At 33.9% G+C, this 26,218-nt stretch carries 24 protein-coding genes; 14 read left to right on the forward strand and 10 right to left on the reverse strand.

Going from position 1 to position 26,218, the window contains the following annotated elements:
* The first annotated feature begins 1 nt into the window (after window position 1).
* Together QL232_RS13895 and QL232_RS13900 are read left to right on the forward strand one after the other, a co-directional pair.
* Entirely contained in the window at window positions 2–982 is a 981-nt protein-coding gene (locus QL232_RS13895; protein WP_235958271.1) for an AAA family ATPase, read from the forward strand.
* 107 nt (window positions 983–1,089) lie between these two features.
* Window positions 1,090–1,878 (forward strand): SUMF1/EgtB/PvdO family nonheme iron enzyme, encoded by a 789-nt coding sequence (locus QL232_RS13900; RefSeq protein ID WP_281614546.1) that lies wholly within the window; start codon window positions 1,090–1,092, stop codon window positions 1,876–1,878.
* Here QL232_RS13900 and QL232_RS13905 read toward each other — a convergent pair.
* Window positions 1,849–2,256, reverse strand: a complete 408-nt coding sequence (locus tag QL232_RS13905) for a hypothetical protein (protein ID WP_281614547.1) — start codon at window positions 2,254–2,256, stop codon at window positions 1,849–1,851. The two genes, QL232_RS13900 and QL232_RS13905, sit on opposite strands and share 30 nt — an antisense overlap.
* A gap of 111 nt (window positions 2,257–2,367) precedes the next feature.
* Between QL232_RS13905 and QL232_RS13910 the strand changes: the two genes are divergently transcribed.
* From QL232_RS13910 to QL232_RS13935, 6 genes are all read left to right on the forward strand, one after another.
* Window positions 2,368–3,879 (forward strand): sodium-dependent transporter, encoded by a 1,512-nt coding sequence (locus tag QL232_RS13910; protein WP_281614548.1) that lies wholly within the window; start codon window positions 2,368–2,370, stop codon window positions 3,877–3,879.
* A 42-nt stretch (window positions 3,880–3,921) separates the two neighbouring features.
* Window positions 3,922–4,728: a 4-(cytidine 5'-diphospho)-2-C-methyl-D-erythritol kinase gene (ispE, locus tag QL232_RS13915; protein ID WP_281614549.1), complete on the forward strand. Its 807-nt coding sequence runs from the start codon at window positions 3,922–3,924 to the stop codon at window positions 4,726–4,728.
* 358 nt (window positions 4,729–5,086) lie between these two features.
* Window positions 5,087–5,761: a succinate dehydrogenase cytochrome b subunit gene (locus QL232_RS13920; RefSeq protein ID WP_168881636.1), complete on the forward strand. Its 675-nt coding sequence runs from the start codon at window positions 5,087–5,089 to the stop codon at window positions 5,759–5,761.
* 58 nt (window positions 5,762–5,819) lie between these two features.
* Entirely contained in the window at window positions 5,820–7,748 is a 1,929-nt protein-coding gene (locus tag QL232_RS13925) for a fumarate reductase/succinate dehydrogenase flavoprotein subunit (protein ID WP_281614550.1), read from the forward strand.
* Between the two features lie 110 nt (window positions 7,749–7,858).
* The gene (locus QL232_RS13930; protein ID WP_281614731.1) at window positions 7,859–8,623 is read left to right on the forward strand and encodes a succinate dehydrogenase/fumarate reductase iron-sulfur subunit; all 765 of its coding nucleotides are present in this window, start codon (window positions 7,859–7,861) and stop codon (window positions 8,621–8,623) included.
* 163 nt (window positions 8,624–8,786) lie between these two features.
* Complete coding sequence (locus QL232_RS13935; RefSeq protein WP_168881633.1) at window positions 8,787–9,014, forward strand: NINE protein; 228 nt, start codon at window positions 8,787–8,789, stop codon at window positions 9,012–9,014.
* Between the two features lie 55 nt (window positions 9,015–9,069).
* On the opposite strand, the gene QL232_RS13940 is transcribed toward QL232_RS13935, so the two are convergent.
* The 4 genes from QL232_RS13940 to QL232_RS13955 all read right to left on the reverse strand — a co-directional run bounded on the left by QL232_RS13940 (window position 9,070) and on the right by QL232_RS13955 (window position 16,539).
* Complete coding sequence (locus QL232_RS13940; RefSeq protein WP_281614551.1) at window positions 9,070–9,870, reverse strand: aldo/keto reductase; 801 nt, start codon at window positions 9,868–9,870, stop codon at window positions 9,070–9,072.
* A gap of 14 nt (window positions 9,871–9,884) precedes the next feature.
* Window positions 9,885–11,123: an AGE family epimerase/isomerase gene (locus QL232_RS13945; RefSeq protein WP_281614552.1), complete on the reverse strand. Its 1,239-nt coding sequence runs from the start codon at window positions 11,121–11,123 to the stop codon at window positions 9,885–9,887.
* Window positions 11,124–11,215: 92 nt separating this feature from the next.
* A complete protein-coding gene (locus QL232_RS13950; RefSeq protein WP_281614553.1) occupies window positions 11,216–13,771 on the reverse strand; it encodes a glycoside hydrolase family 2 protein in 2,556 nt (851 codons plus the stop codon).
* A gap of 359 nt (window positions 13,772–14,130) precedes the next feature.
* Window positions 14,131–16,539 carry a TonB-dependent receptor gene (locus QL232_RS13955; protein ID WP_281614554.1) on the reverse strand — a complete coding sequence of 803 codons (2,409 nt, stop codon included), beginning with the start codon at window positions 16,537–16,539 and terminating at the stop codon, window positions 14,131–14,133.
* Between the two features lie 175 nt (window positions 16,540–16,714).
* Here QL232_RS13955 and QL232_RS13960 point away from each other — a divergent pair, with 175 nt between their 5' ends.
* Complete coding sequence (locus tag QL232_RS13960) at window positions 16,715–17,935, forward strand: ectonucleotide pyrophosphatase/phosphodiesterase (protein ID WP_281614555.1); 1,221 nt, start codon at window positions 16,715–16,717, stop codon at window positions 17,933–17,935.
* Between the two features lie 58 nt (window positions 17,936–17,993).
* On the opposite strand, the gene QL232_RS13965 is transcribed toward QL232_RS13960, so the two are convergent.
* Together QL232_RS13965 and QL232_RS13970 are read right to left on the reverse strand one after the other, a co-directional pair.
* Complete coding sequence (locus QL232_RS13965; protein WP_281614556.1) at window positions 17,994–18,941, reverse strand: helix-turn-helix transcriptional regulator; 948 nt, start codon at window positions 18,939–18,941, stop codon at window positions 17,994–17,996.
* 169 nt (window positions 18,942–19,110) lie between these two features.
* On the reverse strand, window positions 19,111–19,731 hold the full coding sequence (locus QL232_RS13970) for a hypothetical protein (RefSeq protein ID WP_281614557.1): 621 nt from the start codon (window positions 19,729–19,731) through the stop codon (window positions 19,111–19,113).
* 237 nt (window positions 19,732–19,968) lie between these two features.
* Between QL232_RS13970 and asnS the strand changes: the two genes are divergently transcribed.
* Entirely contained in the window at window positions 19,969–21,399 is a 1,431-nt protein-coding gene (gene asnS / locus QL232_RS13975; RefSeq protein WP_281614558.1) for an asparagine--tRNA ligase, read from the forward strand.
* A gap of 57 nt (window positions 21,400–21,456) precedes the next feature.
* On the opposite strand, the gene QL232_RS13980 is transcribed toward asnS, so the two are convergent.
* Complete coding sequence (locus QL232_RS13980) at window positions 21,457–22,671, reverse strand: redoxin domain-containing protein (protein WP_281614559.1); 1,215 nt, start codon at window positions 22,669–22,671, stop codon at window positions 21,457–21,459.
* 149 nt (window positions 22,672–22,820) lie between these two features.
* On the opposite strand from QL232_RS13980, the gene QL232_RS13985 reads away from it, so the two are divergent.
* On the forward strand, window positions 22,821–23,165 hold the full coding sequence (locus QL232_RS13985) for a TfoX/Sxy family protein (RefSeq protein ID WP_168881624.1): 345 nt from the start codon (window positions 22,821–22,823) through the stop codon (window positions 23,163–23,165).
* Here the strand turns inward: QL232_RS13985 and QL232_RS13990 are convergent.
* The gene (locus tag QL232_RS13990) at window positions 23,162–23,605 is read right to left on the reverse strand and encodes a hypothetical protein (protein ID WP_168881623.1); all 444 of its coding nucleotides are present in this window, start codon (window positions 23,603–23,605) and stop codon (window positions 23,162–23,164) included. The genes QL232_RS13985 and QL232_RS13990 overlap by 4 nt on opposite strands.
* A gap of 94 nt (window positions 23,606–23,699) precedes the next feature.
* On the reverse strand, window positions 23,700–24,164 hold the full coding sequence (locus QL232_RS13995) for a hypothetical protein (protein ID WP_168881622.1): 465 nt from the start codon (window positions 24,162–24,164) through the stop codon (window positions 23,700–23,702).
* A gap of 335 nt (window positions 24,165–24,499) precedes the next feature.
* Here QL232_RS13995 and QL232_RS14000 point away from each other — a divergent pair, with 335 nt between their 5' ends.
* Genes QL232_RS14000 through QL232_RS14010 form a run of 3 tightly spaced genes read left to right on the forward strand, consistent with a single transcriptional unit; the run spans window position 24,500 to window position 26,175 of the window.
* Window positions 24,500–24,976 carry a GNAT family N-acetyltransferase gene (locus QL232_RS14000; RefSeq protein ID WP_281614560.1) on the forward strand — a complete coding sequence of 159 codons (477 nt, stop codon included), beginning with the start codon at window positions 24,500–24,502 and terminating at the stop codon, window positions 24,974–24,976.
* Between the two features lies 1 nt (window position 24,977).
* The gene (locus QL232_RS14005) at window positions 24,978–25,934 is read left to right on the forward strand and encodes an alpha/beta fold hydrolase (RefSeq protein ID WP_281614561.1); all 957 of its coding nucleotides are present in this window, start codon (window positions 24,978–24,980) and stop codon (window positions 25,932–25,934) included.
* A 10-nt stretch (window positions 25,935–25,944) separates the two neighbouring features.
* Entirely contained in the window at window positions 25,945–26,175 is a 231-nt protein-coding gene (locus QL232_RS14010; protein WP_168881619.1) for a hypothetical protein, read from the forward strand.
* The last annotated feature ends 43 nt before the right edge of the window (window positions 26,176–26,218 follow it).

Below are 26,218 nucleotides of genomic sequence, written 5' to 3' on the forward strand. Positions count from 1 at the left end.
CATGAACATGACATCAAACGTTAGTTTTGCTTCTGATAAGGAAGCAGCAGATGCATTACATCAAAAATATAAGCAATTAAAAGACGAGATTGGAAAAGTAGTCATCGGTCAAGAAGATACTGTTCATTTTGTTCTAAGTGCAATATTTAGCCAAGGCCATGCTTTATTACAAGGTGTACCTGGGTTAGCAAAGACTTTACTTATTAATACTGTGGCTCAAGCATTGGATCTAGATTTTAGTAGAATACAATTTACTCCAGATTTAATGCCCTCTGATATCCTTGGTGCAGAAACAATGGACCAGGATAGAAAATTTAAATTCGTAAAAGGACCAATATTCTCTAATATTATTCTTGCGGATGAGATTAACCGTACTCCTCCAAAGACTCAATCAGCTTTATTGGAAGCAATGCAAGAATATAAAGTGACAATTGCCAATCAAGAATTTCAATTAGAGAAACCATTCTTTGTATTGGCAACACAAAACCCGATTGAACAAGAAGGTACCTACCCGTTACCTGAAGCACAATTGGACCGTTTTATGTTCAATATCATTTTGGATTATCCTTCTTATATGGATGAAGTTTCAGTAGTGAAATCAACAACCAATGATGAGAAGAAAACAGTAGAAAGAGTGATGGGTGCTGATGAGATTTTATATTTCCAGCATTTAATTCGAAGAGTACCAATTGCTGACAATGTAATTGAGTATGCTGTGAAATTAGTTCATAAAACTCGTCCAAATACTGAGCATGCAGACGAAGTAACGAATAAGTATGTAGATTGGGGAGCAGGACCAAGAGCCTCTCAATACTTAGTGATTGCAGCAAAATGTCATGCTATACTATCTGGTAAATATACTCCGGATATTGAAGATATACAGGCAGTTGCTGTTTCAGTATTGCGTCATAGAGTTGTAAGAAACTTTAAAGCAGAAGCTGAAGGAATTACAATAGTAGACATCATAAATAAGTTATTATAATTTAAAAAGGGCTAGTAGATATTAAATTTATTAGCCCTTTTTTATGTCATCATGCCAATGATTCATTACTTTTAGAAGTATTTTAGATGAACATTTACTTCACAATAATGATATTAAACACATCCAAACTGCTCATTATAGCTTTATTATGCTTTTCCGCTTTTTCTACTAACGCACAAAAGAAGAAGAAAAACTATACTGAAACGATTGATCATGTATCTTTTGATATGATCTTTGTTAAAGGAGGTACTTTTGAAATGGGAGATAGAAAAGGGGACCTTCAGTTAGATACGGGAGAAAATCCTTCTTTACCAATTCATGATGTGACAATCAGTGATTTCTTTGTGGGTAAATTCGAAGTAACACAACAATTGTGGGAAACAGTAATGGGATCTAACCCTAGTGAACATGTGAAGGGAGGGAGACCTGTTGAAAATGTTTCTTGGAATGATTGCCAAGAGTTCATCAAAAAGCTAAACACATTAACAGGCAATGACTACCGACTACTAACAGAATCTGAATGGGAATATGTGGTACGTGGTGGAAAAAAATATAATAAAACGAATTTAGGAAGAGAAAATATTCCAGAAAGAGCATGGATCTTATCTAATTCAGATAATACTTCACACACTTCTGGAACAAGGTTTCCTAATGAGTTAGGAATCTACGACCTACAAGGAAATGTATGGGAGTGGGTCAACGATTATTATGCTGTTGACTCTTACAAACAAGCAGAGCAAACGAACCCACAAGGTGTTCAAAATGGAAAAGAAAGAGTGTACAGAGGTGGCTCATTTCTTAGCGATGAGAACTTTTGTCGTCCAGCTTACAGAAATTACGATATGCCAGATATCAAGCAAGGTTTCTTAGGCTTGAGGGTTGCTAGATCGCTTTAATTCTCTTTTTTTATTGTAAGCAATAAATAGAAAACCTAAAGGAGCAAATATGATGGTAGGTATTGTTGAAAGTTCAGGGTTTGGAGTTCCTTTCAGTGAATGAACTGTATAGGTAGCAATAATTGCAATACTTGAAGGTAATAGAATACCTATCAAAAATTTTCCTTTTGAAGTATAATTTTCACAGAGTGCCGATACATATCCACCAAAGATAAATGTATAGGCACTTTGTTTTAATGCGGCAGTCGTTGATGCGGTAACATCACCTGAGTCATAGTAATTGATACCAAATACCATGATGCCTAAAAATAGTGCTCCAGCAAGACCGTAACGTATGCTAATGTATGTTTTTATATAGTGCTTTATTTGTGAGAGCATAAATAAAATCTGTAAAATGCAGGTGGAAAAAAGATAATTACTGACAAAACAATAACTATACTTTCATGAAATCTAATAGATGACCGTCGAAATCAATTCGCTAGTCGATCTATGAAATTACTTAAATTTATGACAAATCAAGAAAACAACCAGCAATTTAGTAGTAGGTGGGGAGTAATTTTAGCTTCGTTAGGAATGGCCATTGGTGCAGGAAACTTATGGCGTTTTCCTCGATTAGCAGGACAGTATGGGGGAACATTTATCATTCTTTGGTTTATGTTTTTATTTATATGGTCCATTCCAATTTTACTTTCTGAGTTTTCAATCGGTAAAAAATTTAAGAGAGGAGTAATTTCTTCATTTGCCCAAGCTGCAGGAAAAAAGTATACCTGGATGGGTTTCTTTATCACTATATGTACTTTAGGAATCACATTTTATTATTCTGTTGTAACCGCTTGGGGTTTAAGCTATGTAGGTTTATCTACAAACTTAGTGTTAGATAATTCCCTATTAGAACAATTAAATCAACCTTTTTTAGAGAATTATTGGAACAATATATCTACCGGAAATCTAAGGACAGTTAGTTTACATATTTTCTGTGTCTTATTTGCTGTTTTCATGTTGTACAAAGGAGTACAACAAGGATTAGAAAAAGTAAATAAGATTTTAATCCCGTCGTTGTTGTTTCTGATTCTTTTGGTTTCTGCTGTTGCGTTATCAACTGAAAATGGTCCGAAGGGGTTAGTTTATATGTTTAGTATAGATGTAGACTTGTTTTTAAACTCTAAAGTGTGGATTGAAGCGGTAACACAGTCGGCATGGAGTACTGGAGCGGGTTGGGGCTTAATGTTGACAATTGCTTCGTATTCTAGAGAGAAAGAAGATGTTACCTTTAATATATTAATAAGTGGTATTGGAAATAACCTCGCGTCAATTATTGCAGGTGTCGCGATACTGCCCTCCGTTTTTGCTATTGCTTCATCAGATGCACAAGCGATTGAGTTTCTAAAGTCAGGAAATACAGCGTTAACGTTTACCATAATTCCATTGTTATTTGCAAAAATTCCGAATGGAGAATTATTAGGTGTAGTTTTTTTTGTTGCCTTTGCCATGGCAGCATTCAGTTCTTTAATCAGTATGATAGAACTTTGTATTCGAACATTTACGGATTTAAAATTCAATAGAAATAAAGCAAGTTTAATTACCGCTATTCTGTGTATAGCAATGGGTTTTCCATCGGCATATAGTCTCGATTTCTTTTCAAATCAGGATTGGGTTTGGGGATTAGGACTTCTTATTTCGGGTTTATTTATTGTGTTTGCAGTACATCGAAACGGTATCCAACAGTTTAAGGACGATTTTATTGATAAAGACTCATCAATTAAAGTACCAACGGTATTCTATAAATTTACCATGTTTATCAATATCCCTATAGGATTGTTTTTAATTTGGTGGTGGATGTCACAAGGCTATTCTGCATATCCATGGTTTGATGAGAATGGAAACTGGAATGTAATGGATGTATATTCTAATGCAACTATAGTCACACAGTGGACTGTGGTAATACTATTTGGTATTATATTCAACAAATGGCTTTATCATAAGTTTGTTGATCATGAATAAAGAAACTATTATTGCGACAAAATAACCAAGTAACAAACTATAATGATTTCATATCCTAACGCTAAGATTAATATAGGATTAGCAATTACTTCCAAAAGACAAGATGGTTTTCATGATATCGCTTCATGTTTCTACCCAGTAGGCTGGAGTGATATACTTGAGATAATACCATCTGAAGAATTATCCTTTCAAAGTACTGGGATAGATATTCCAGGTAATGCTGATCATAACTTATGTCTACAGGCTTACCATTTATTGAATAAAGACTTTAATATTCCGCCGGTACAAATGCATCTCCATAAGATTATACCTATTGGAGCTGGTTTAGGAGGAGGTTCAGCTGATGGTGCTTTTGCATTGGTAATGTTGAATGAGATGAATAATCTTGGTTTATCCGATGAGCAATTAGAAGAATATGCAGCTCAAATGGGGAGTGATTGTCCCTTTTTTATAAAAAATAAACCTGTTTATGTAACAGGTCGAGGTGAAGTTTTCAATGAATTGGATTTAACTTTAAAAGGAAAGAAAATCGTTTTAGTTAATCCAAATATTCATATCTCTACAAAAGAAGCTTATAGTGGAGTATCTCCTAAAGCACTAGACTTTGAATTGAAAGCAACTTTAGAAGGAAATATTGAAGATTGGAAAGACCATGTGAAAAATGATTTTGAAGATAGCCTTTTAAAGAAATATATAGTGATTGATAAGATCAAATCAGACTTATACAAGCAAGGTGCAGAGTATGCAAGTATGACAGGATCGGGATCTACAGTTTTTGGTATATTTTCTACTGAAATAGATCTAAGTAATTATACTGAGTATTCAGTTTGGTCAGGTGATTTAGATTAATTACACGCAACCGATAGATGAACGCCTACAAAAAATGAAAATTTTGTAGGCGTTTTTTTGTTTTTAGCGTTTTCAAAAAGATGACTTTTGTTATGTTCTTTTGGAAACATTTTTCTTGAACAACCTATTGATAAGGCGATAAGTGTAAATTTTTAACTATTTAAATCTCTGTAAATCAATGAATAAGTATGTAAATGATAGTTAACCGCCTAAGCGAATTTTCGCTTGTTTAGATTAATTCAAAATAAGCTTCTCATGATCATGATTATTGTATCTCGTTTAGTTGAGATATAATTTTGTCATGAAATAAATCAGAGAACTATCTCAAACAAATATTTTATCTAAACGTTAATTTTTTATGAGTTGGCAAAAGTCATTGAGTAGTACAATCGGGAGAAAATTTATGATGTCTCTCTCAGGTATCTTGCTCATCTTATTCTTAGCTGGACACGTGTCTGGTAACATGACATTATTAATGGGAAATAAAGAGGCGTTTAATGCGTATGCACATTTCATGTCTTCTAATCCGGCGGTACAATTATTAGCGAATGTATTTAAGCTATTCTTTGTAGGTCACATCTTCTATGCTGTTGTTCTTACGATTCAGAACAAAAAAGCGAGAGGATCTCAATCTTATGAAGTAACTAACAAGGACGGTTCTTCAGTATCTAAGTACATGGGTGTATTAGGTTCTGTAATTGCTGTATTCTTAGTAGTTCACTTAAGCCAATATTGGGCAGTAATGCATGGTTATTTAGGAGAAGGTCTTACTCCAGATAAAGATGGCGTTAAAGATTTATATTCTGTAGTTTCTACATCATACCAAAACCCAATGATTGTAGGTGCTTATGTTATTGCAATGATTGTACTAGCATATCACTTATGGCATGGCTTTGCCAGTGCATTCCAAACACTAGGTATCAATAACAAGAGATACACGCCAATCATTTCTTTCTTAGGAAAAGCGTACTCTATTATTGTTCCATTATTATTTGGAGCTATTCCAGTTGTGATGTTAATCAGAGGTTACTAATCTCTACAACCATAACATTACAAGGTTAATTTATTTAACATTAAACGAAAGAATAGAAATGTCATTAGATTCAAAAATCCCTGCAGGCCCATTGGCTGAAAAGTGGGAAAAACATAAATTCAACGTAAAGCTTGTTAACCCAGCTAACAAAAGAAAATTCAACATTATTGTTGTGGGTACAGGTTTAGCTGGTGCTTCTGCAGCAGCAACTTTAGCAGAGTTAGGATACAATGTAGACGCATTCTGTTTCCAAGATTCTCCACGTCGTGCACACTCTATTGCTGCACAAGGTGGAATCAACGCTGCTAAAAACTATCAAAATGACGGTGACTCAGTTTTCCGTTTATTCTATGATACTATTAAAGGCGGTGACTATAGATCTCGTGAAGCAAACGTACACCGTTTAGCTGAAGTATCTAGAGAAATCATTGACCAATGTGTAGCTCAAGGTGTTCCATTCGCTCGTGATTACGGTGGGTTATTGGATAACCGTTCGTTTGGTGGTGCTCAAGTATCCCGTACATTCTACGCTCGTGGTCAAACAGGACAACAATTACTTTTAGGTGCTTACTCTGCTTTATCTAAGATGGTAAACACTGGTAAAGTGAAATTACATACTCGTAAAGAGATGTTAGATGTTGTTACTATTGATGGAGCTGCTAAAGGTATCGTAACTCGTGATTTAGTAACAGGTAAAATCGATTCTCATGCAGGTCATGCTGTATTGCTTTGTACTGGTGGATACGGTAACGTATTCTTCTTATCTACAAACGCAATGGCATCGAATGGTTCTGCAGCTTGGAGAGCATACAAGAAAGGAGCTAAGTTTGCTAACCCTTGTTTCACGCAAATTCACCCAACTTGTATTCCTGTACATGGTGACTACCAATCGAAGTTAACGTTGATGTCAGAGTCATTACGTAACGATGGTCGTGTTTGGGTGCCAAAAGACAAGAAACATGCAAAAATCACTGCTGCAGATGCGGTAAAACTTCCTGAAGAGGAAAGAGATTACTACTTAGAGAGAAGATATCCATCATTTGGTAACTTAGTACCTCGTGACGTAGCTTCTCGTAACGCTAAGATGGTATGTGATGAAGGTAGAGGTGTAGGTGTTACTGGTTTAGCAGTATTCCTTGACTTTGCTGATGCGATTAAGCGTGATGGTAAGAAAACAATCGAAGCTAAGTATGGTAACTTATTCGATATGTACCAACAAATCACAGATGACAATCCATACGAAGTACCAATGATGATTTATCCAGCGGTACACTATACTATGGGTGGTCTTTGGGTTGATTACAACTTATCGACAAACGTTCCTGGTTTATATGCTTTAGGTGAGGCTAACTTCTCAGACCATGGTGCAAACCGTTTAGGTGCATCTGCTCTAATGCAAGGTCTTGCTGATGGTTACTTCGTAATCCCTTACACAATTGGTGATTACATCGCAACTTTACCATTAGGTGTAGCGGTAGATAAGTCTAATCCAGCGTTTGCTGAAGCTGAAAAAGCTGCTCAAGCTCGTGTTGATAAATTATTAAGCATCAAGGGTAACCAAACTCCTGATGATCTTCATAAAAAATTAGGTCATATTATGTGGGAATACTGTGGTATGTCACGTAATAAAGAGGGCTTAGAAAAAGCTCGTGGCTTAATTCAAGAATTACGTAAGGAATTCCAAAAAGACCTGAAATTAATCGGTGTAAATGAGGAATTGAACATGACATTAGAAAAAGCACTACGTTTAGAGGATTTCTTAGAACTTGGTGAATTAATGATCATTGATGCTCATAACCGTTCAGAATCTTGTGGAGGTCACTTCCGTGAGGAATCTCAAACTGAAGAAGGTGAAGCACTTCGTAAAGACGAAGAATTCTCATATGTAGCAGCTTGGGGTTATGCAGGTGAAGGAAACGATCCTGAGTTAACGAAAGAGGACTTAGTGTTCGAAAACGTGAAATTAACTCAACGTTCTTACAAGTAATTTAATCATCGGGTAAGTGGTGGTATCACCTCTTACCTGTCTGAAACAATTCAACGAACAAGTTGTTGAAAAAACAACTACTTAATTTGAAGATCATGGCAGGAAAAACAATTAATATCAAACTTAAAATTTGGCGTCAGGCTGGTCAAGACAAGCCGGGCAAATTTGAGTCATATGAAGTTAACGACGTATCAGTTGATATGTCATTTTTAGAAATGTTAGACGTTCTTAATGAGAACGAATTAAACAAAGGAAACGACCCAGTTCACTTTGATCACGATTGTCGTGAAGGTATCTGTGGTATGTGTTCTTTATATATCAATGGTAAACCTCACGGTCCTAAGCACGGTATTACAACTTGTCAGTTGCACATGCGTACTTTTAAGGATGGCGAAACTATCGTTGTTGAACCATGGAGAGCATCTGCATTCCCTGTATTAAAAGATTTGATCGTAGATCGTACTTCTTTTGATAGAATTCAACAAGCAGGTGGTTACGTTACAGTTTCTACTGGTGGTGTACCTGACGCTAACGAGATTGCAATTCCTAAAACTGTAGCTGATGAAGCTATGGATGCAGCTCAGTGTATTGGTTGTGGTGCTTGTGTTGCAGCATGTAAAAATGCTTCAGCAATGTTGTTTACAGCAGCGAAAGTATCTCAATTAGCAGTATTACCTCAAGGTAATGCAGAACGTAAGCGTCGTGCTTTAGCAATGTTAGAGCAACATGATGCTGAAGGTTTTGGTGCTTGTACAAACACTGGAGCTTGTGAGGCGGTATGTCCTAAGGAGATTTCTATCACTCACATTGCAAGATTGAACAGAGAGTATTCTAGAGCAGTATTCTCAGGTTCTGAAACAGACTACACGAACTAATTTAACGTTTAGTTATATTTGAAGGGTTAAGCACTTAGGTGTTTAGCCCTTTTTTTGTTATTTGATTTAGAGAGTTATAAGTAGAAACATTACTTTTCTTGCAACCAAGATCGGTAAAACACGTTATTATTATTAAGTGTCAAAAATTAAATAACATTAGAAAATGAAATCTTCAATAGTAGCCTATTTATTATGGTTCTTCTTTGGTTTACTTGGAATTCACCGTTTTTATCTTGGTAAAACTACTTCTGGTATTGTTTACTTATTAACAGGAGGAGTTTTTGGTATCGGTTGGATAATTGACCTCTTTCTTGTAGGAGGAATGGTAGATGAAGCCAATTACAAAGCAGGAAACATAGCTGCAATGGAGGAAAGGATGTATAATCGTTAAAATCCAATATAGATAAAAGCCTTACTAAATATATTTAGTAAGGCTTTGTTATTTTTTAGAAATCAAAAGTTTCGGGATCAGGACCCACTCTTTTGTGTTCGTTCATTTCGGCAATTTTTAACACGTCATCTTCTGATAATTCGAAATCGAAGATATCAAAATTGGCTTCAATCCTAGATGGTGTTACAGATTTAGGAAGAGCATTTACTCCTCTTTGCAAATGCCATCTTAGCATAACTTGAGCTGATGACTTACCATATTTTTCACCAATCTGATTTAGCGTTTCATCTTTGAATAAACCTGCTTGCATTAAAGGCCCCCAAGCTTGTACTAATATATTTCTTACTTCACAATATGTTTTTAAATCATTTTGTTGAAGTTTAGGGTGACATTCAATCTGATTAACGACAGGCACTACTCCCGAAGCTTCAAGGTCTTGTAAATGGTGTGGGTTGAAGTTAGATACACCAATGGATTTTATTAATCCAGACTTTTGAAGTTTTATCATTTCATCCCAAGCCTTAGCATATCCTTTTGCTGGCCAATGGATCAGATATAAATCTATATAATCTAACTGTAGTCTTTTTAAACTTGCTTTTAATGCTTCTTCGATATTACCATTTCTAATATCCTCATTCCATAATTTAGTAGTAATGAAAAGGTCATCTCTAGAGATGCCTGACGCTTTAATAGCTTCACCTACGCCTTCTTCATTCTCGTAGATCATAGCTGTATCAATATGTCTGTAGCCAACCTTTAAAGCCGCTAATACAGCCTCTTTTACTTCTTCATTTTTAGATAGGAAAGTGCCAAAACCAAGACTAGGGATTTGATTCCCATCATTTAATTGCATCATTTTCATGTTTGTCTTTATTTATTTTCATTTAATATTCTAATCAATTCTATAGTATGATAGGTAGATTTACCAATACTTCCTTTAAGTTCTGATGTAATAGGTTGATCCTCTTTTGTTACATAGAAATATTCACCACCATATTTTTTATCTGTAAAGGTATTGAAAAAGTACTCTTCAAGAAGTTGTTGTTCTTTCTCATATTTTCCTTCATAAAGTGATAAGGCAATAATTGCTTCAGCATGTTGCCACCAAGTTTTTCTATCGTCCAAAATTAATGAAGTATTCGGATTCACCTCAGAATAAAATCCATATTGAATATTATTATGATGAAAGATGTCTTTTTGTAATGTGATATCAATAATCTTCTTACCCAATTTTTGGTATTTTTCCTTGGTTGTGTCGGGGAGGAAAGTAAAATCTTTACTTCTTAATAGAAGTGCTGCCAACTGGAAATTATGCCCAGGTGTGACTGTGAAATTTAAGAAACCATCATTTTTTCTTTTGATAGACCAATCATCATTAAATTGTACATTCACCCAATTGGTACTATCGTTCCATCCAATTTGATATAAAAGGGCTAAGTTTTCAGAAATTTGGTTTTCGTAGAGCTCTTTATTTTCTTGATCAGCCATCCATAAGTTGATCATATATGCAGTAAGTGGATACATTAAAGATTGCAAGGATTTACTTCCGCTTACACTATTAGTATCAAAAGAATATTCACCCCAAAGACCACCTGCTTTTTGATCATGGAACCTAGTGATAAACCCTTGATGTAATTTATGTAACGTATGTAATAAATGAGGATCTTTAGTTTGTCGGTAAAGTTCTGAAAGGCCACATAATCCATAGGCCTGTTGCCATACATCTAATTTGCTTTGTGATTCAATAGAATCGTTTGTGATATAGGAATGAGAATAATACTCATTCTCTTTTTGTATAAGTTTTTCTATTTGGAAATCGGCAACACTTTTTGCTCTATCGAGGTGTTCAGGAGAAAATTGTGATGCATAAGATAACCCATAAATTAAACGACTGCTTGCTACAGTGAAGATTTTATCAGATACTAACTTTCCCTGATTGTCCAGCTCTGAGAAGTAAGTTGATAATTGCTGATCCCAAGCATTACGGTCAAAGAAATTGACCAAGGTTTCCATCTTTTCTTGATGTATTATCTGTCTAGTTTCTTTTTTGTTGGTGCATTGAAATAGAAGAGAGGTAGTTATCAGTATAGCTAAAAGTTTAATTTTCATATTTAACGATAAGAATGTTCTTTAATTTATTCGTTCAAAGGTATAAAAAAGAGTACCTAATTAAAGGTACTCTTTGTCATCAAAATTATATTTTAAAGTGATTTCTTTTTCATTGTTTCTTGAAGGTGTTTAAACTTGATTTTTGTTCGATCAATCTTTTCCCCTTTTCTAGAGGTAATAGTGATTTGTTTTTGTTCACCTTTAAGTAAATCAAAATAATTATCGGATGACTTGATTTGCTCTTGGTCTACTTCGATAAATAAATTTTTCACTAAAGCATTTGTTGAAATACTGATATATAGGTCATTATCATCTTCAGTATAATTTATATCAAGTTCTGGTTTTGGGAGTTGTAACTCTTTTTGATTCACAAAGTAATGTAAATCTCTGTCTATAATTTCAGTCTTCTTTGAAGAAAGTGAAGAAATAAAGACCAGTTTATGAGAGTCATTCTGTGAGATGATTTCTGATAGGTTACTCTCAAACACCTTTAATGTTTTATTTGCTGTTATATCTTTTAGAGGTATCGATTGATTCCATAAAGAATTTCCATTAAAATCTTGTAGTTCCATTTGAAGTAAAACAGGTTCTTGTAGATTGATGTCCGATGCAACTTTTACTTCCAATTGATGATCATCTGAATTGACAATCAAAGACGTATTTTTGTTCGCTTCTCTGGCGAAATATTGTAATGCTTTCCATTCTCCATAATAATCTATCGAAGACCATGAAGCGACAGGCCAGCAATCATTCAGTTGCCAATACAATGAACCCATGCAGTAGGGCATTGTCTCTCGGTGTGCTTGAATTGCTGAATATATACTTTCGGCTTGAAGTAATTGACCTACATATAGAAAATCTTCAAAGTTTGTAGGGACTTGATAATGATCTTCCATGTATTTTTTTATTCTTAGGTTTCCAATACCACTTCTTTGATGTGAAGCCATTACCTCAGATTCTATATCATAATCCTGAGGCTTTGTATATTTCTTTACTGATTTAAATTCAGGGAACGATTGAAAGCCATATTCACTCATAAAACGGCCAATATACTTTCTGAAATCTGAAAATGGATGTTCACCATGCCATACTCCCCAATAATGCATGTCTCCAGACTTATGTTCGTAATGAGCAACTATATCATCACCTCCAGTTGGAGAAGAACGCCAGTAGAATTGATTGTCTGTATATTCCTCTACTACTTCTGGAAGAAGCTGATGAAATACTTTTTCATAATCATCCCAAATTTCTTTTTGTTGAGTTTTACTATACTGTTGTTTCCAACCCCATCCCATGTCATCTCTGCCGGGAGCCCAAGCCATTTCCATTTCATTATTACCACACCATAATGCAATAGATGCATGGTTTCTAAGTCTTTTGATATTATCAACAGCCTCTTGGCGAACGTTATTAATAAATTGCTCATCTCCGGGGTACATAGAGCAAGCAAACATAAAGTCTTGCCATACTAAGATTCCTTTTTCATCACATAGATCATAGAATAAATCATTCTCATAGATACCTCCACCCCAAACACGTAGCATATTCATATTGGCATCAAGGGTAGATTGGATCATATGTTCGTAAGTCGCTTTTGAAACTCTAGGAAGGAATATGTCATTAGGAATATAATTCGCTCCTTTAGCAAAAATAGGCTGCCCGTTAACTTCAAAATAGAAGCTTTTCCCTTCCCCATTGTCATCTTCTTTTTGAACAATTTTAATTGTTCTTAGACCAATCCGTTCTGTATGGACATCTATTAGCTGCTTACCATCGTAAAGCTCAATTGATAATTCATATAGGTGTGGTGTTCCAATGTTTGCAGGCCACCATAATTTAGGATTTTCGATATCAAAGGAAATAGTCTTACTTAATGAATTGGATGCAATTGTACTTTCTTTGATAACTTCTCCATCTAATTTAGCAAGGATTGTGAGTTTATTCTCGCTTTGATTGGAGAATTGAGTGGAGACTTTTAATGTCGATTTATCTGAGTTCGTTTTTTGCTGAACAAAGATGTTATCGATTTTAGTATTGTTCCAGAATTCTATATTTACATCTCTCCAAATTCCTGATGTCACCAATCGAGGTCCCCAGTCCCAACCGTAATGATACCCTGCTTTTCTAGTAAAGATTGATACTTGTTGATTACCTACTTCACCAATTACAGATTGGTCATTAATAGCTGGAAGCCCATACCCATGTTTTTTTAAGGCGTTAATACCATTTTCAATTGGAGATAATAAAACTACTTTTAGAGTGTTTTCGCCTTTGTGTATATGAGGTTTAATATCAAAATCCCATTCTCTAAACATATTATCTGTAGAACCAATCAATATATTATTGATATAGATCTTCCCATAAGTATCTACGCCATCAAAATGAAGTTGAATTTTTTGATGTTCAAGTATTTTTTGGTCTATGGTGAATTTGGTTTTATACTCCCAATCTACTTTATCAACCCACTGAACGTCTCTTTCATTTAGTCGGTAATAAGGATCAAGAATGATATTATTGCTTATTAAATCGGTGTGTACCGTACCAGGAACTTCAGCTGGAAGCCATTCCTTTTTGTCTGTTTGTTTAAATTCCCAATGATTGTTTAATGAAATCTTTTTTAGGTCCATATCATTTTCTGTATTTATCATTTGACATGATGTTAATAAGAATACTCCAATCAAGATAGATAGCCAATGGAGTATCTGTTTTTTGAAAAATAAAGAAGTAAATCCCTTCATACTAAATTGAGTTTTATTGTGGTTATGATAGGATGTAAAGTTATTTTTTCAAGAAAATTCAAGTATGGAATATTTAAATTCTGATGCGTATTATTTGTCTAGTGAGAAAATGTAGGGGAACATTTTTTAGGTAAGAATATTACAATGCTGATGAAAATGTACCTGAAGAATTTTAGATGAATACCGATAAAAGAAAAAAGGTGTAAGTAAAGAGAAAGCTTACGCTAACACTCTACCTACACCTTGATAGTAGAAATGAGAAATACGGTTTAGTTTAATAGATTGCCAATTTTTATTTCAATGAAATACATTCTTGGTGTAATTGGACCATAAACGAAAGCAGCATCTTTATCAGCACCACTTACGAATTGATCTTGCATTTGGTTGAAAATATTTTTCACCCCAGCACCAAATTGAATGTTTGCATTCTTTGATAACCTCGTTAAATAAGACACCTTTATACCCATATCGAAAAATGATTGTGTTTCGATTAAACTTTCATTCTCAACAGGTTGACCATTGATAAAACCACCAGGTAATAATGGTACATGCATGCTGCCTGTGTAGACCCCTGTTAAGGATGTAGTCCATTTTTGAGCAGGTTTATAGTTCAATGTTAATGAACCATACTGATTCGGTGTTCTTAAAATATATTTTGATGTAGATGTTTCTTCATCACCCCATCCATTTTCTTCTTCATATTCTGCTGTTTGAATAGTGTAGGCACCTTGGAAATTTAACTTTTCCGAAGGGGCTACTTTTAATTCAGCGTTAATACCTTGTACAATTGCATCAGAAGTGGAGTTTCTTTTGTAATTGATTAAAGTACCATCATCTAAGTATTGGTATTGGTTGTCAAATCTATCTTTGATTCTAGTATGAAAACCTTCTAATAAGAAATATGTCTGAACTGAACCAATTTGAGTTTCGTAATCCCAAGCTAAATTATATGATAATGAAGTTTCTGGTTTTAAATCTGGATCTAGTACTGTTCTAACAGCCTGTCCACCAGCAACCTCAATATGTAAATCTTCTGAGAACATTTGTGGTGCTCTAAAGCCTGTTGCAAATCCACCTCTTAATTGCATATCTGGAGTGATGTTGTATTTTAAATTCACTCTTGGGTTAAATGAAGGGACTTCTTTATTGTTGTCAGTATTTTCATTGTCTCGAATCATTACATAATCCATTCTTGCTCCAATTAAAACGGAAAGCTTTTTTCCTTTCCATTCATTTTGAGCAAATACAGCTACCGTTTGAGATTCTTGGTTTGAGACCGGAGCATCTGGAACATATTGTCCATCGTTTCTGTCGTTATAGCCTAACTTTTTATCAAAGATATTGTCATAAATGTATTCAGTACCTGCTACAAAGTAAGAGTCAGCGTTGAACATTTTTCCAAAGTTTTGGTTGATCTGAGCACCTCCTACATAAGTGGTTCCTGTCGTTAAACCGTATCCATCTTGTGCTTGGTTAGCACCATAGTAACTATCTCTATGTACATATTGCAAGCTAGAATATGCATTGATGTGAGTCTTTTTATCTTTGCTGAACCAATCATAGTTAACACTACCACTAGCAATACCCATATCGATCCATTCAGTAATATCTGTCTTTTCTGGAGCTTCATTAAGTTTATTACCACCTCTACGATCTTCATGAATATAACGTAAGTCAGCAATTAATTTATTCTGGTCGTTAAAACTATGGTAGATTTTAGTACCAATAGAAGCCGTTTTAAGTCTAGGTAGTTCTGAAAAATCATCTTTTAAAGGATCGCCATAAGCGTTGCCATCATCATCTACTTTGTACCAAATGTCGTTAGGGTTAGCATTCCAAGCATCTCTGTGTCTGTATGAACCATAGATATATGCTCCCGTTTTATCATTTTTTGAAATAACTGATGTGTTGAAGTAGGCATTGTAGTCATTTGACTTTCCATCAATTGTACCCATGTTAGTGCCGACTTCATAAGAGTTAAATTGAGGGGCTTTAGTAATGATATTTACTGTACCACCAATGGCATTAGCTCCGAATAATACTGATCCACCACCTCTTACAACTTCGATTTGGTCTACCATAGATACTGGAATCTGCTCTAATCCGTAAACACTCACTAAACCACTAAACATTGGTCTACTGTCCATAAGAATTTGTGTATACGGCCCTTCTAATCCATTTAGTCTTAATGATGCCGCACCACAGTTACCACAAGTATTTTCAACTCGGGCTCCAGAAACGAAGTTTAATCCATCAGCAACAACTTTAGAGCTGGATGCAACGAAAATTTCTTGACTCACAACATTAACAACTGCTGCGGTTTCTTTTCTACTTTGTTCTCTTCTGTTAGAAGAAACGACAACCTCATTAAGTTGAAGTAAGTCTTTCGTTAAGTTAAAGTGGATTTCTTGCTGGTTGTTTTTTGCTGTAAAGTTTAATTCCTGTGGTTGGTAACCTACTGCAGAAACTAAGATCTGATAAGATTTCCCTTTCTCTAAAGACAGAAGGAAATGTCCGTGATCATCAGCGGATGTTCCAAATGCCCCATCATTTACAGAAATAGTAGCAAAAGGAATATGTTCTTTACCAGAAGTGATATGTCCTTTGATATTGATTTTATCTCCTGCTATTAACAATGATGTATAGAAAAGTAAAATGATAGTAATGTATGCCTTCATGGCTTGTAGTTATATTTTTATATTGTACTAATTAATATTTAACACAAAGCTAAAGAAAAAATTTAGACAAGCCTAAAAATAATTTATTATTAATAATTACATAATGAAATTGAATACTAATTCGTATCTTATATTGATCTATTAGATTTGTGCCCGAATATTATTACACTACCGAATGAAAAAACTATTATACTTATTAGTCTTAATACCAATTCAATTTCTTTCTAGTTGTCAAGATCAATCACATCAGAATCAAAAAAAGAATACCGTTATTATGGTGTCTATTGATGGGTTTAGATTTGACTACGCAGATAAATACAATACTCCGAATCTAGATAGAATAGCCAAAGAGGGGGTAAAAGCGAAATCGATGATACCATCCTATCCGAGTAAAACTTTTCCAAATCATTATGCTATTGCAACAGGTATGTACCCACAAAACAATGGTTTAGTGCATAATAACTTCTTTGACCCTGAGCGTAACCAGCATTATAGCATTGGTGTTGGGAAAAAAGATGGTTCGTGGTTTAAAGGAACACCAATTTGGAACTTAGCGGAACAACAAGGACAAAAAGCAGCATCATTTTACTGGCCAGTTTCAGATGCTAGAGTAGAAGGAATGCGACCTACTTATTATTATAAATACAATAAGCCCACACCTTATTTAGAAAGGGTAGAGCAGATTAAAAAGTGGTTGGATATGGATCAATCTATTCGCCCAACATTAATTACAACTTACTTTTCATTGGTGGATACTCAAGGTCATGTTTTTGGGCCTGATGCAAACGAAACAAAAGAAGCAGTAGAGTATATAGACACTGTTATTGGTCAATTATATGATATTGTTAAGTCGTATAAAGAACCTATAGACTTAATTATTGTATCAGATCATGGAATGGAACAAGTCGCTGTAGATGATGCTATCATTTTAGAAAGCCTTGGTCGTTTCAAAGATTTTGAATGTGTAAATGGAGGAGGGGTTCAATACCTGTTATATGCAAAAGAGGGAGCTGATATTGAGAAAACGTATCAGGAGCTAAAAAAACAAGAGGACAAAGGGTTTGTTGTTTATAAAAAAGATTCCGCTCCAAATCAGTTGCATTATTCTAAAGGTGTACGAATACCCGCAATTTTTTGTGAAGCAGTTCCACCTAAAACTTTTAAAAATTTAAGAGGTGGAGTGAGTAATGGTATGCATGGTTTCAATCCTTATAAAGTAAAGAATATGCATGCAATATTTTATGCGGCAGGGGATCACTTTAAAGAAAATGTATCCATCGCACCATTTGAAAATGTGAATGTGTATCCAACCATAGCAAAGATATTATCACTAAAAGTACCTGATAATATTGATGGAGATGAAAAGGTATTATTACCTGTGATGAAAAATTTATAAGATTTATTGCGGGATTCTATACATCGTTAGTAATACTAAGTATTGCTAACGATTTTTTTTAGCCCTCACTTTTATATTGACTTGGTGTAATACCGAATGTTTTCTTAAAGTTTTTAGACATATGGTTTACATCCGTATATCCATAATCATAGGCAATTTCGGTAAATGCTTTATTGGTTGATTTTATTTCATCTTGAACTTTATAAATACGTGCTTTTTTATAGAATTGGTATACAGTTTCCTTGAATAGATGTTTAAATACTTTTTCAAGCTTATTTAAGTTAATGCCGTATTCTTGTGCTAATTCAGAAACAACAGGTTTACTTTTTATATCTGTAGTGATAATATCTTTTATTTTAAATACACAGTCTAATTCATAATCGGTATATATTTTCTTTTCTTCCTTTGCATTGATTCTCCTGATAAGATTCTGAAATAAGAGATTCAATTCCATCATTTTTAATACATACCACTCCTCCTTAAGGTCCTGGTCTATCACAACGGTATCATAAATAGATTTCTTCCACATTAGTAGATTACTATCTCCTTCATGAAATATAAAATTATCTAATTGGTTGAGGTACTCAATCGTTTCAGTTCTTAAAATATCTTTTGAAAAGTATATAGTAGCCTGCTGTACAATATCTCCTTTTTTGAAATTCATATCAATAGATTGAGTGTCTTTAAATATGAATAGGCCATTGGGAATAGAGATTTTAATAGACTCTGTTTCAGAAATTTGATATTGAAGATTGTTTCCAAAGAATTGAGCGGTGAAATCCTTGTCATTTCGGTGAAAGAACTCAATGGAAATGTCCTGGTTTACTTTTAAATCATTTATGACGAAATCCATATAGCCATTGGTGTGGTAATAAAAGTTGCCAGTAACGTTGTCATTATCAACGGCCAAGTGATTTTCATTTAATAGGGTGCCACCGATAGTATCTTGGATTCTTTTCAGTTGATTATCAAAATGCTGATGATTTAATTTTAGGTTATTGCTCATGTTTCCTGGTTCTATTTTTATATAAAATAGCAGGAAAATCATCAGTATCTATTGTTGTCTGTTGATAAGTTTTGGATTGAAGTATATTCTATAAAAAATTTCAAAATACGTCATGAAATAATTGTATAAAAATAAACCTACTCATTGAAATAAGTAGGTTGGCAATATATTAAATAGGTTCCTCTCCATAGAAATAGCTGATTTCAATAATTTCTATGTTTGGGTTTTCTTTTTTTACCTTATCGTTATACTCGACAATCATGCGGTTCCACTTTTGGACTGCTCCATTATAATAACCTCTTGTGAAAATGTCTCGTGATGTCGCATCATTAATACTACCCATGAGCATTGCAGGGCGGGGGTATTGTTCAAAACCATTTACTGAGGCTTCTAATTCTTTCAAAGCAAAAATTAGATCATTAATGCTATGGTCATATGCTAACATTTTATCATTATCTCCCAAAGACGCATCATTGTAAAGCTTTTCATTCGCTTGTGTAATTGCATCTTCCACTGCTTTTCTTTTTGATGCATCCAGATCAACGCCTGATAAAATTAAATCTTCAATAATCTGTTTGGAGAAGTTTAATTTCATTTTTTCAGATGCAAAAGCGGCATTCTTTAATGAATCTATTTCAAGAAGTAATTTTTTTGAATCAACAGTACTAAGGTCTTCTTCAACCAAATCAATTTCTTCAAAATCTTCAGTTTCTGAAGAAGCTTTTTTCTCATTGGAACACGAGGCAAAACTTAGAAGTAGGGAAAGGAAAAGAAGGTTTCTTAATGTCATGATATTTCAGTGTTAGAATGAATTTTAAATGAAAAGTATCAATTTATAGACCAAAATGTAGACAATGTATCATCATTTAAATTTAAATAACTTTATAAAGATTAAATATTAACCACAGATCTGGATTAAATCACTTGAAATCATCTTAAACTTGAGTAATCTTTATATATTTGTGGTCATTTTTATTGGCAAAGATTTTTGCCATTTTTATTGTTGAAAATTTAAACTACCACGCAAGTGAAAAGAATTAAAATTAAAGACTTGCTGGCATCCGGAGAAGTAGGTGCCAAAATTAATGTAAAAGGATGGGTAAGAACATTTAGAAGCAATCGTTTTATTGCATTGAATGATGGTTCTACTATCAATAACTTGCAAGCGGTGGTAGATTTTGAAAATACAGACGAAGATCTACTAAAACGTTTAACTACAAGTGCTGCAATTTCAGTTGTTGGTACTGTTGTAGAATCACAGGGTAAAGGTCAAAGAATCGAAATTCATGTAGATGAATTAGAAATTTTAGGTGATGCTGATCCTGATGAATATCCATTACAACCTAAAAAACACTCTTTAGAATTCTTGCGCGAAAAGGCTCACTTACGTCCAAGAACTCAAACAATGAGTGCTGTTTATAGAGTGCGTAATGCTTTAGCATATGGTATCCATAAATTCTTTAACGAAAAAGGATTTATCTATATGCATACACCAATCATCACAGGTTCTGATGCAGAGGGTGCTGGCGAAATGTTTACTGTAACAAACTTCGATCTTAAGAATCCTCCAAAAACAGAGGAAGGCGAAATCGATTACAAAGAAGATTTCTTCGGTAAGGCCGTAAACTTATCAGTATCTGGTCAGTTAGAAGCAGAAGTTGGAGCAATGTCTATGGGTGAGGTTTATACATTTGGACCAACATTCAGAGCAGAGAACTCAAACACTTCTCGCCACTTAGCTGAATTCTGGATGATTGAGCCGGAGATGGCATTCTACGATCTAGATGACAACATGGACTTAGCAGAAGAAATGATCAAATACTTGATCAACTTCGCTATGGAGCAATGTCCTGACGATATTAAGTTCTTAGATCAGCGTTATGCTCAAGATCAAAAAACTAAACCTCAGAATGAGCGTTCAGAGCTTGGTCTATTAGAAAGATTAAACTTTGTTGCTGCCAACGAATTTGAGCGTTTAACTTATACTGAAGCAATTGAAGTATTAAAGCGTTCTAAACCATTCAAGAAAGGTAAATTCAAATATCCTGTAGATTGGGGTATCGATTTACAATCTGAACATGAGCGTTACTTAGTTGAGAAGGAATTCAAAAAGCCAGTGATCTTAACTGATTACCCTAAAGACATTAAGTCATTCTATATGAAGCAAAATGATGATGGGAAAACAGTAAGAGCAATGGACGTATTGTTCCCAGGTATCGGTGAAATCATTGGTGGTTCTCAAAGAGAGGAAGACTATGATAAGTTACTGACAAGAATGAACGAAATGGGAGTACCTCAAGAAGAACTTTGGTGGTACTTAGAACTTCGTAAATTCGGTACTGCACCTCACTCAGGCTTTGGTCTTGGTTTCGAGCGTATCGTATTGTTTGTAACAGGTATGGGTAACATCAGAGACGTAATTCCATTCCCTAGAGCTCCAAAAAGTGCTGAGTTCTAGAAACTGGTAATCATAAAAAAAGCCGTTAAGTATTTATCTTAACGGCTTTTTTTATATCTATTTTAAAAGTTGATTTTCCTTTGGTTTTACTTTATGATTGGTAATATCATTATTAACGCTCTCAGGATGTAGTGCCAACTCAATACTGGATGATAATCGATCTACTATATCTTTTTTATAGCCCACTGTATAATTAATATAATTTCCATTTTTATCAACTACCACATTTGTTGGATATAACGATACCTTAAACTTATTGATATACTCACCAGCATTATCCACGATCTGATACTTGAAGTTATACAAGTTATTAAACTCTTGTAATGCTACTTCTTTATCTAATGCTAAACTAAGGAAGACTACATTGGGGTTGTTCTTATATTTCTCATATAGTTCATTTAGCTTCATCACTTCTTGTACGCTACCCTTGTTTTTAAGTGACCAGAAGTTGTAAACAACTACTTTACCATTATAGCTTTTACTGTTAACAGTGTTATGGTCGATTGTTGTACTTTTAAATGTTGGTGCTTTAGATCCAATAAGCTTTTCGTTGGCGTGGTTTTGAACGATGAGACTCTTGTTTTTAATACTTTTCCTTTCGATCATGTATTCCTCTTTTGGTAGGATATCGTAGAAATCTAGATCGTATACTGTTTTTGATAAAGTTGTAAATGTTACTTCGTCTGCAACCAGCCTGTAGTGGCCATATTTTTTACTATAGCGAGGGAGTTCCATACAAAACTCAATACCCTCTGTAATATAATTTTGAGTGTATTTTAAGCCAAAAGCTTCAGTAGTATACATGTATTTTTTCTCTCCATGTACAATGACCTCATATTTTTTACATTCGTAACCGGCAATATATTTCTCATTACCTTCCACTCTAACGGCTTTTTTATAAGGATCGTTGAATCTTACATAGAATCCATCTCCTTTATTTTTGTTTCTATAAGAGTTAAGGTAATATGTTCTTTCCGATAGGAAGTCCATGTAGGTCAGTCGCTCCATATACTGGGCTCTAACATCTGTGTAGGATAACTTGCTCACTAATGTTGAAGAATTGAAGTATATGATACGTTCATCAACAAAATGAGGATCTTTTTTACTTATTTCACTAATGTCGTCTTCAAATATCATTTTGTATTTGATGATAACATCACCTTCCATTTTTTTGAAATCCTTTGTGCAATATTTTTTCTTCTGACCAAATAATAATAACGGAGAGAGTAGAAACACTCCTAACAAAAAGTTTCGTTGGTAATGAAGTAGCATAGTCAAAAAAAGTTTATAATCTAAAAAGTCACACTTATATTTTGAGGCAATATACAAAATATATCACTTCGATTTAACTAATCAGTATTTTAATTATATTAAAGGTATAGATTTGATAATATGGTTGTTATAAAAATAAATTGACTAAAATGGCATTTGATGAGTACCTAGGAGAACGTATTGATAGATGGTTTCAACAACAAAATGTTGACTATTTTCCTAAGAAGATGATGGGAGGTTTAGTGTTTATGGTGAACAGTAAAATGTGTTGTGGGATTCATATTGATAAAAAATATAAAGATTCACTTTTAATGGCAAAGATAGGTGAGGAGCAATATGCTAAAGAAATAACAAAAGAGGTAACCCTTCCAATGGACTTTACAGGAAGGCCAATGAAAGGGTTTATTTATGTTACTCCCGAAGGGTTTGATTTGGATAATGATTTAGAATATTGGCTGAGTGCTGCATTAAGATTTAATTTAGAACAGCACTAATCAAAAGCTTTTACCTTAGTAGTTCTGTTATCAACAGGCCTCCAACCAATTGTCTCAAACTTTTTATAAGTAAATTTCTTCCACCTAATTTTCCCAGTATCCTTATCTTCTTTTAAAATCCTCCAAATAATTATACAATCTTTGTTGTCGGTTGGGTCTTTATAAACTCTAATAAAATCTTTTCCTTCAACAAGGTTCTGAAACAGAATATTATCCGTTTCACTATCAATAAGCATAAAGTGTTTTCTTCTCTCTTTGATTAAATCTAAGGAAGACTCTTTTGCAACGCCTTGGATAAAAGGAGCATACCCAACTTTGGGTGCGGTGTTCATATAGTCGTATCCTTTCGTATCTTTTTTGATACCGTCTTCTTCCGGACCACCGGCTTCCGTATTGAACGTAATTAGTATAGGAAGAAGTATGGATATAAAGTTTTTCATTTGTCTAGTTGTTGTTCAAGACCTTATATCCAAAAATTGAAAATGTCACTATAAAAAAAGAGTAACAGAAACTGCTACTCTTCAATTTAATGTCTTATTTAAATGATTTGACCGCTGTAGTCATATTATCAACAGGCCTCCAACCCACTGAATCAAACTTTTTATAAGTATATTTTTTCCAGGTAATATTGCCTGTTTTTCTATCTTTTTTCTTCATACTCCAGATAATAATACAGTCTTTATTATCTGTGTAATCAGTATAGACACGTACGAAGTCTTTACCTTCTTTTAAGTTGTCGAATAAGATATTTTCAGATTCTTTATCGATCAACATGACGTGGTTTCTACCCTCTTTATATATTTCAACTGTACCATCTGCAGCAACACCTTTAATAAAAGGAGCAGCATTTAACTTTGGAGCAGTATGCATATAATCAAATTTTTCATTACTCTCTTCTGTTTTTTTTCCTTCTTCTTCTTTAGGATCATTATTAGAAGCATAAATTGAAGTAGATAATAAACACAATAAGGATAATATAATTAGGCTAATCTTTTTCATAGGTAAAAATGTTTGAGTTTAACCTGATTAACGTTGAGTGTGATGAAAAGATTAGTTTGTTATAATATGTTTAACGTATTTAAAAATCATTAATAATCAGCTATTTAAGTGTATTTTTGTCTTTTATTGATTTAAATGTATCAAAATAGTATCAATTAAGATTCATTTATGTTACAATGTAACGTCAGTTTCTTAACAAAAAGTCTACTAAGTTTATAGGATTTGTGTTTAACCTAATTGTTTAAAAATTCTAGTTTTATTAAGAATATCACAAGTGATTTTTTTATGCTATACTATATTCGTTAATTTTGCTTTTTCACCTATGTTAGAATGCTATGGTAATTCGTACAATAGACTCCTCTGATAATGCACAAATAGAAAATATCATAAAAACAGTATTGATAGAGCATAATGCCAATTTGCCTGGAACTGCTTTTTTTGATGAACAACTTGGTAGACTGAATACTGCTTATCAAGAAGAAGGCTCTGTCTATTATGTTGCTGAACTAGACGGAAAAGTTGTAGGAGGGGCAGGTATTGGAAGTATTCTTAATGGCCCTAATGATATCTGTGAGCTTCAGAAAATATATTTATCAGAGACCGCTAGAGGTAAAGGTATTGGTGCTGCACTTCTAAACCAGTGTTTAACCTTTGCAAAACAGTTCGGATATAAGGCATGTTATCTAGAAACAATGCCCCAATTGGTAAAAGGATTAAAGTTGTACGAAAAAATGGGCTTTAGTATGATGGATGAGCCTTTAGGAGATACATCACATCACGCTTGTAATATCTGGATGATTAAACAATTGTAAGATGCCATTAGTCACTTCAACATATCGCCCTGGCTTTTTCTATAAAAATGGACATATCAATACCATTTTTGCTAGTAAAGTAAAACCCCAAGCTGATGCTCCTTATCAACGTAAAAGGTTTGAAACGCCTGATAATGATTTTTTTGATGTTGATACAATAGTAGGAGTACATAAGAAAGCATTAATTCTAATGCATGGTTTGGAAGGTTCTGCTCATTCTACATATATATTAGAAATGGCTAACTTTTTCTCTCCAGATTACGATATATGGGCGATGAATCACAGAAGCTGTAGTGGTAGTCTAAATTTATTGTACCCTTCTTACCATAGTGGGCATACCAAGGATTTAAAACAATTGGTAAATACCCTTTCTGAAAAATATGAGGAAATCTATATAATAGGAGTTAGTTTGGGAGGAAACATTACCTTAAAATATCTAGGAGATGAAGGGAATAAACTTCCATCAGTAGTAAAAAAAGTAGCTACCTTATCTGTACCATGTCAATTGAACTCTTCAGCAAAAGTTTTACAGAAGAGAATCAATCTATTGTATCTCCAAAACTTTGTAATCTCTTTAAAAAGTAAAGTCGTTCCAAAGATGGAGGCTTTTAATATGAGTCAAACCTTAATTGATGAAGTACGATCAGCAAAAACATTTGTGGAGTTTGATGACCGTTATACTGGTCCGGCACATGGATTCAAGGATGCTGAGGATTATTGGTCCCAATGCAGTTCTAAGGAAGTATTGGACAGAATAATAGTCCCAACTTTATTAATAAATGCAAAGGATGACCCGTTCTTATCAGAAGAATGTTTTCCTTACGAAATTGCAGAGAAAAGTGAATTTCTATATTTAGAGACACCAGATTATGGTGGTCATGTAGGATTCCTTACATCATTATATAAACAGAGATGGTATTTATCTCGCATTAGAAATTTTTTATCGAAGCCTATTTAAATCTAAAGTAATGATTGGTTTTTTATTTACATTAATTGGAATTGTGGTTGCTGTAACTTCATGGATCATGTTCAAAGACGATGAAGTGATTCGTTATTCTGGAGTAGGTGTATCTTTCTTCTTTTTTGTTTATGGTGCTTATCTAAAGAATAAGTATATGGTAAAACTCAAAAGAGAAATGAATGAAAAAGTAGAAGAAGTAAAAAGAAAGAAAGAGTTGGAAAAAAATAATGTTTCTTAGTTGTAGAGGTAGTGTTTACCTGAAAATGTTGTTTTTTAGCCTA

This window comes from Flammeovirga sp. SubArs3, from assembly GCF_947387565.1.
In the GTDB taxonomy this organism is placed as follows: Bacteria; Bacteroidota; Bacteroidia; order Cytophagales; family Flammeovirgaceae; genus Flammeovirga; species Flammeovirga agarivorans.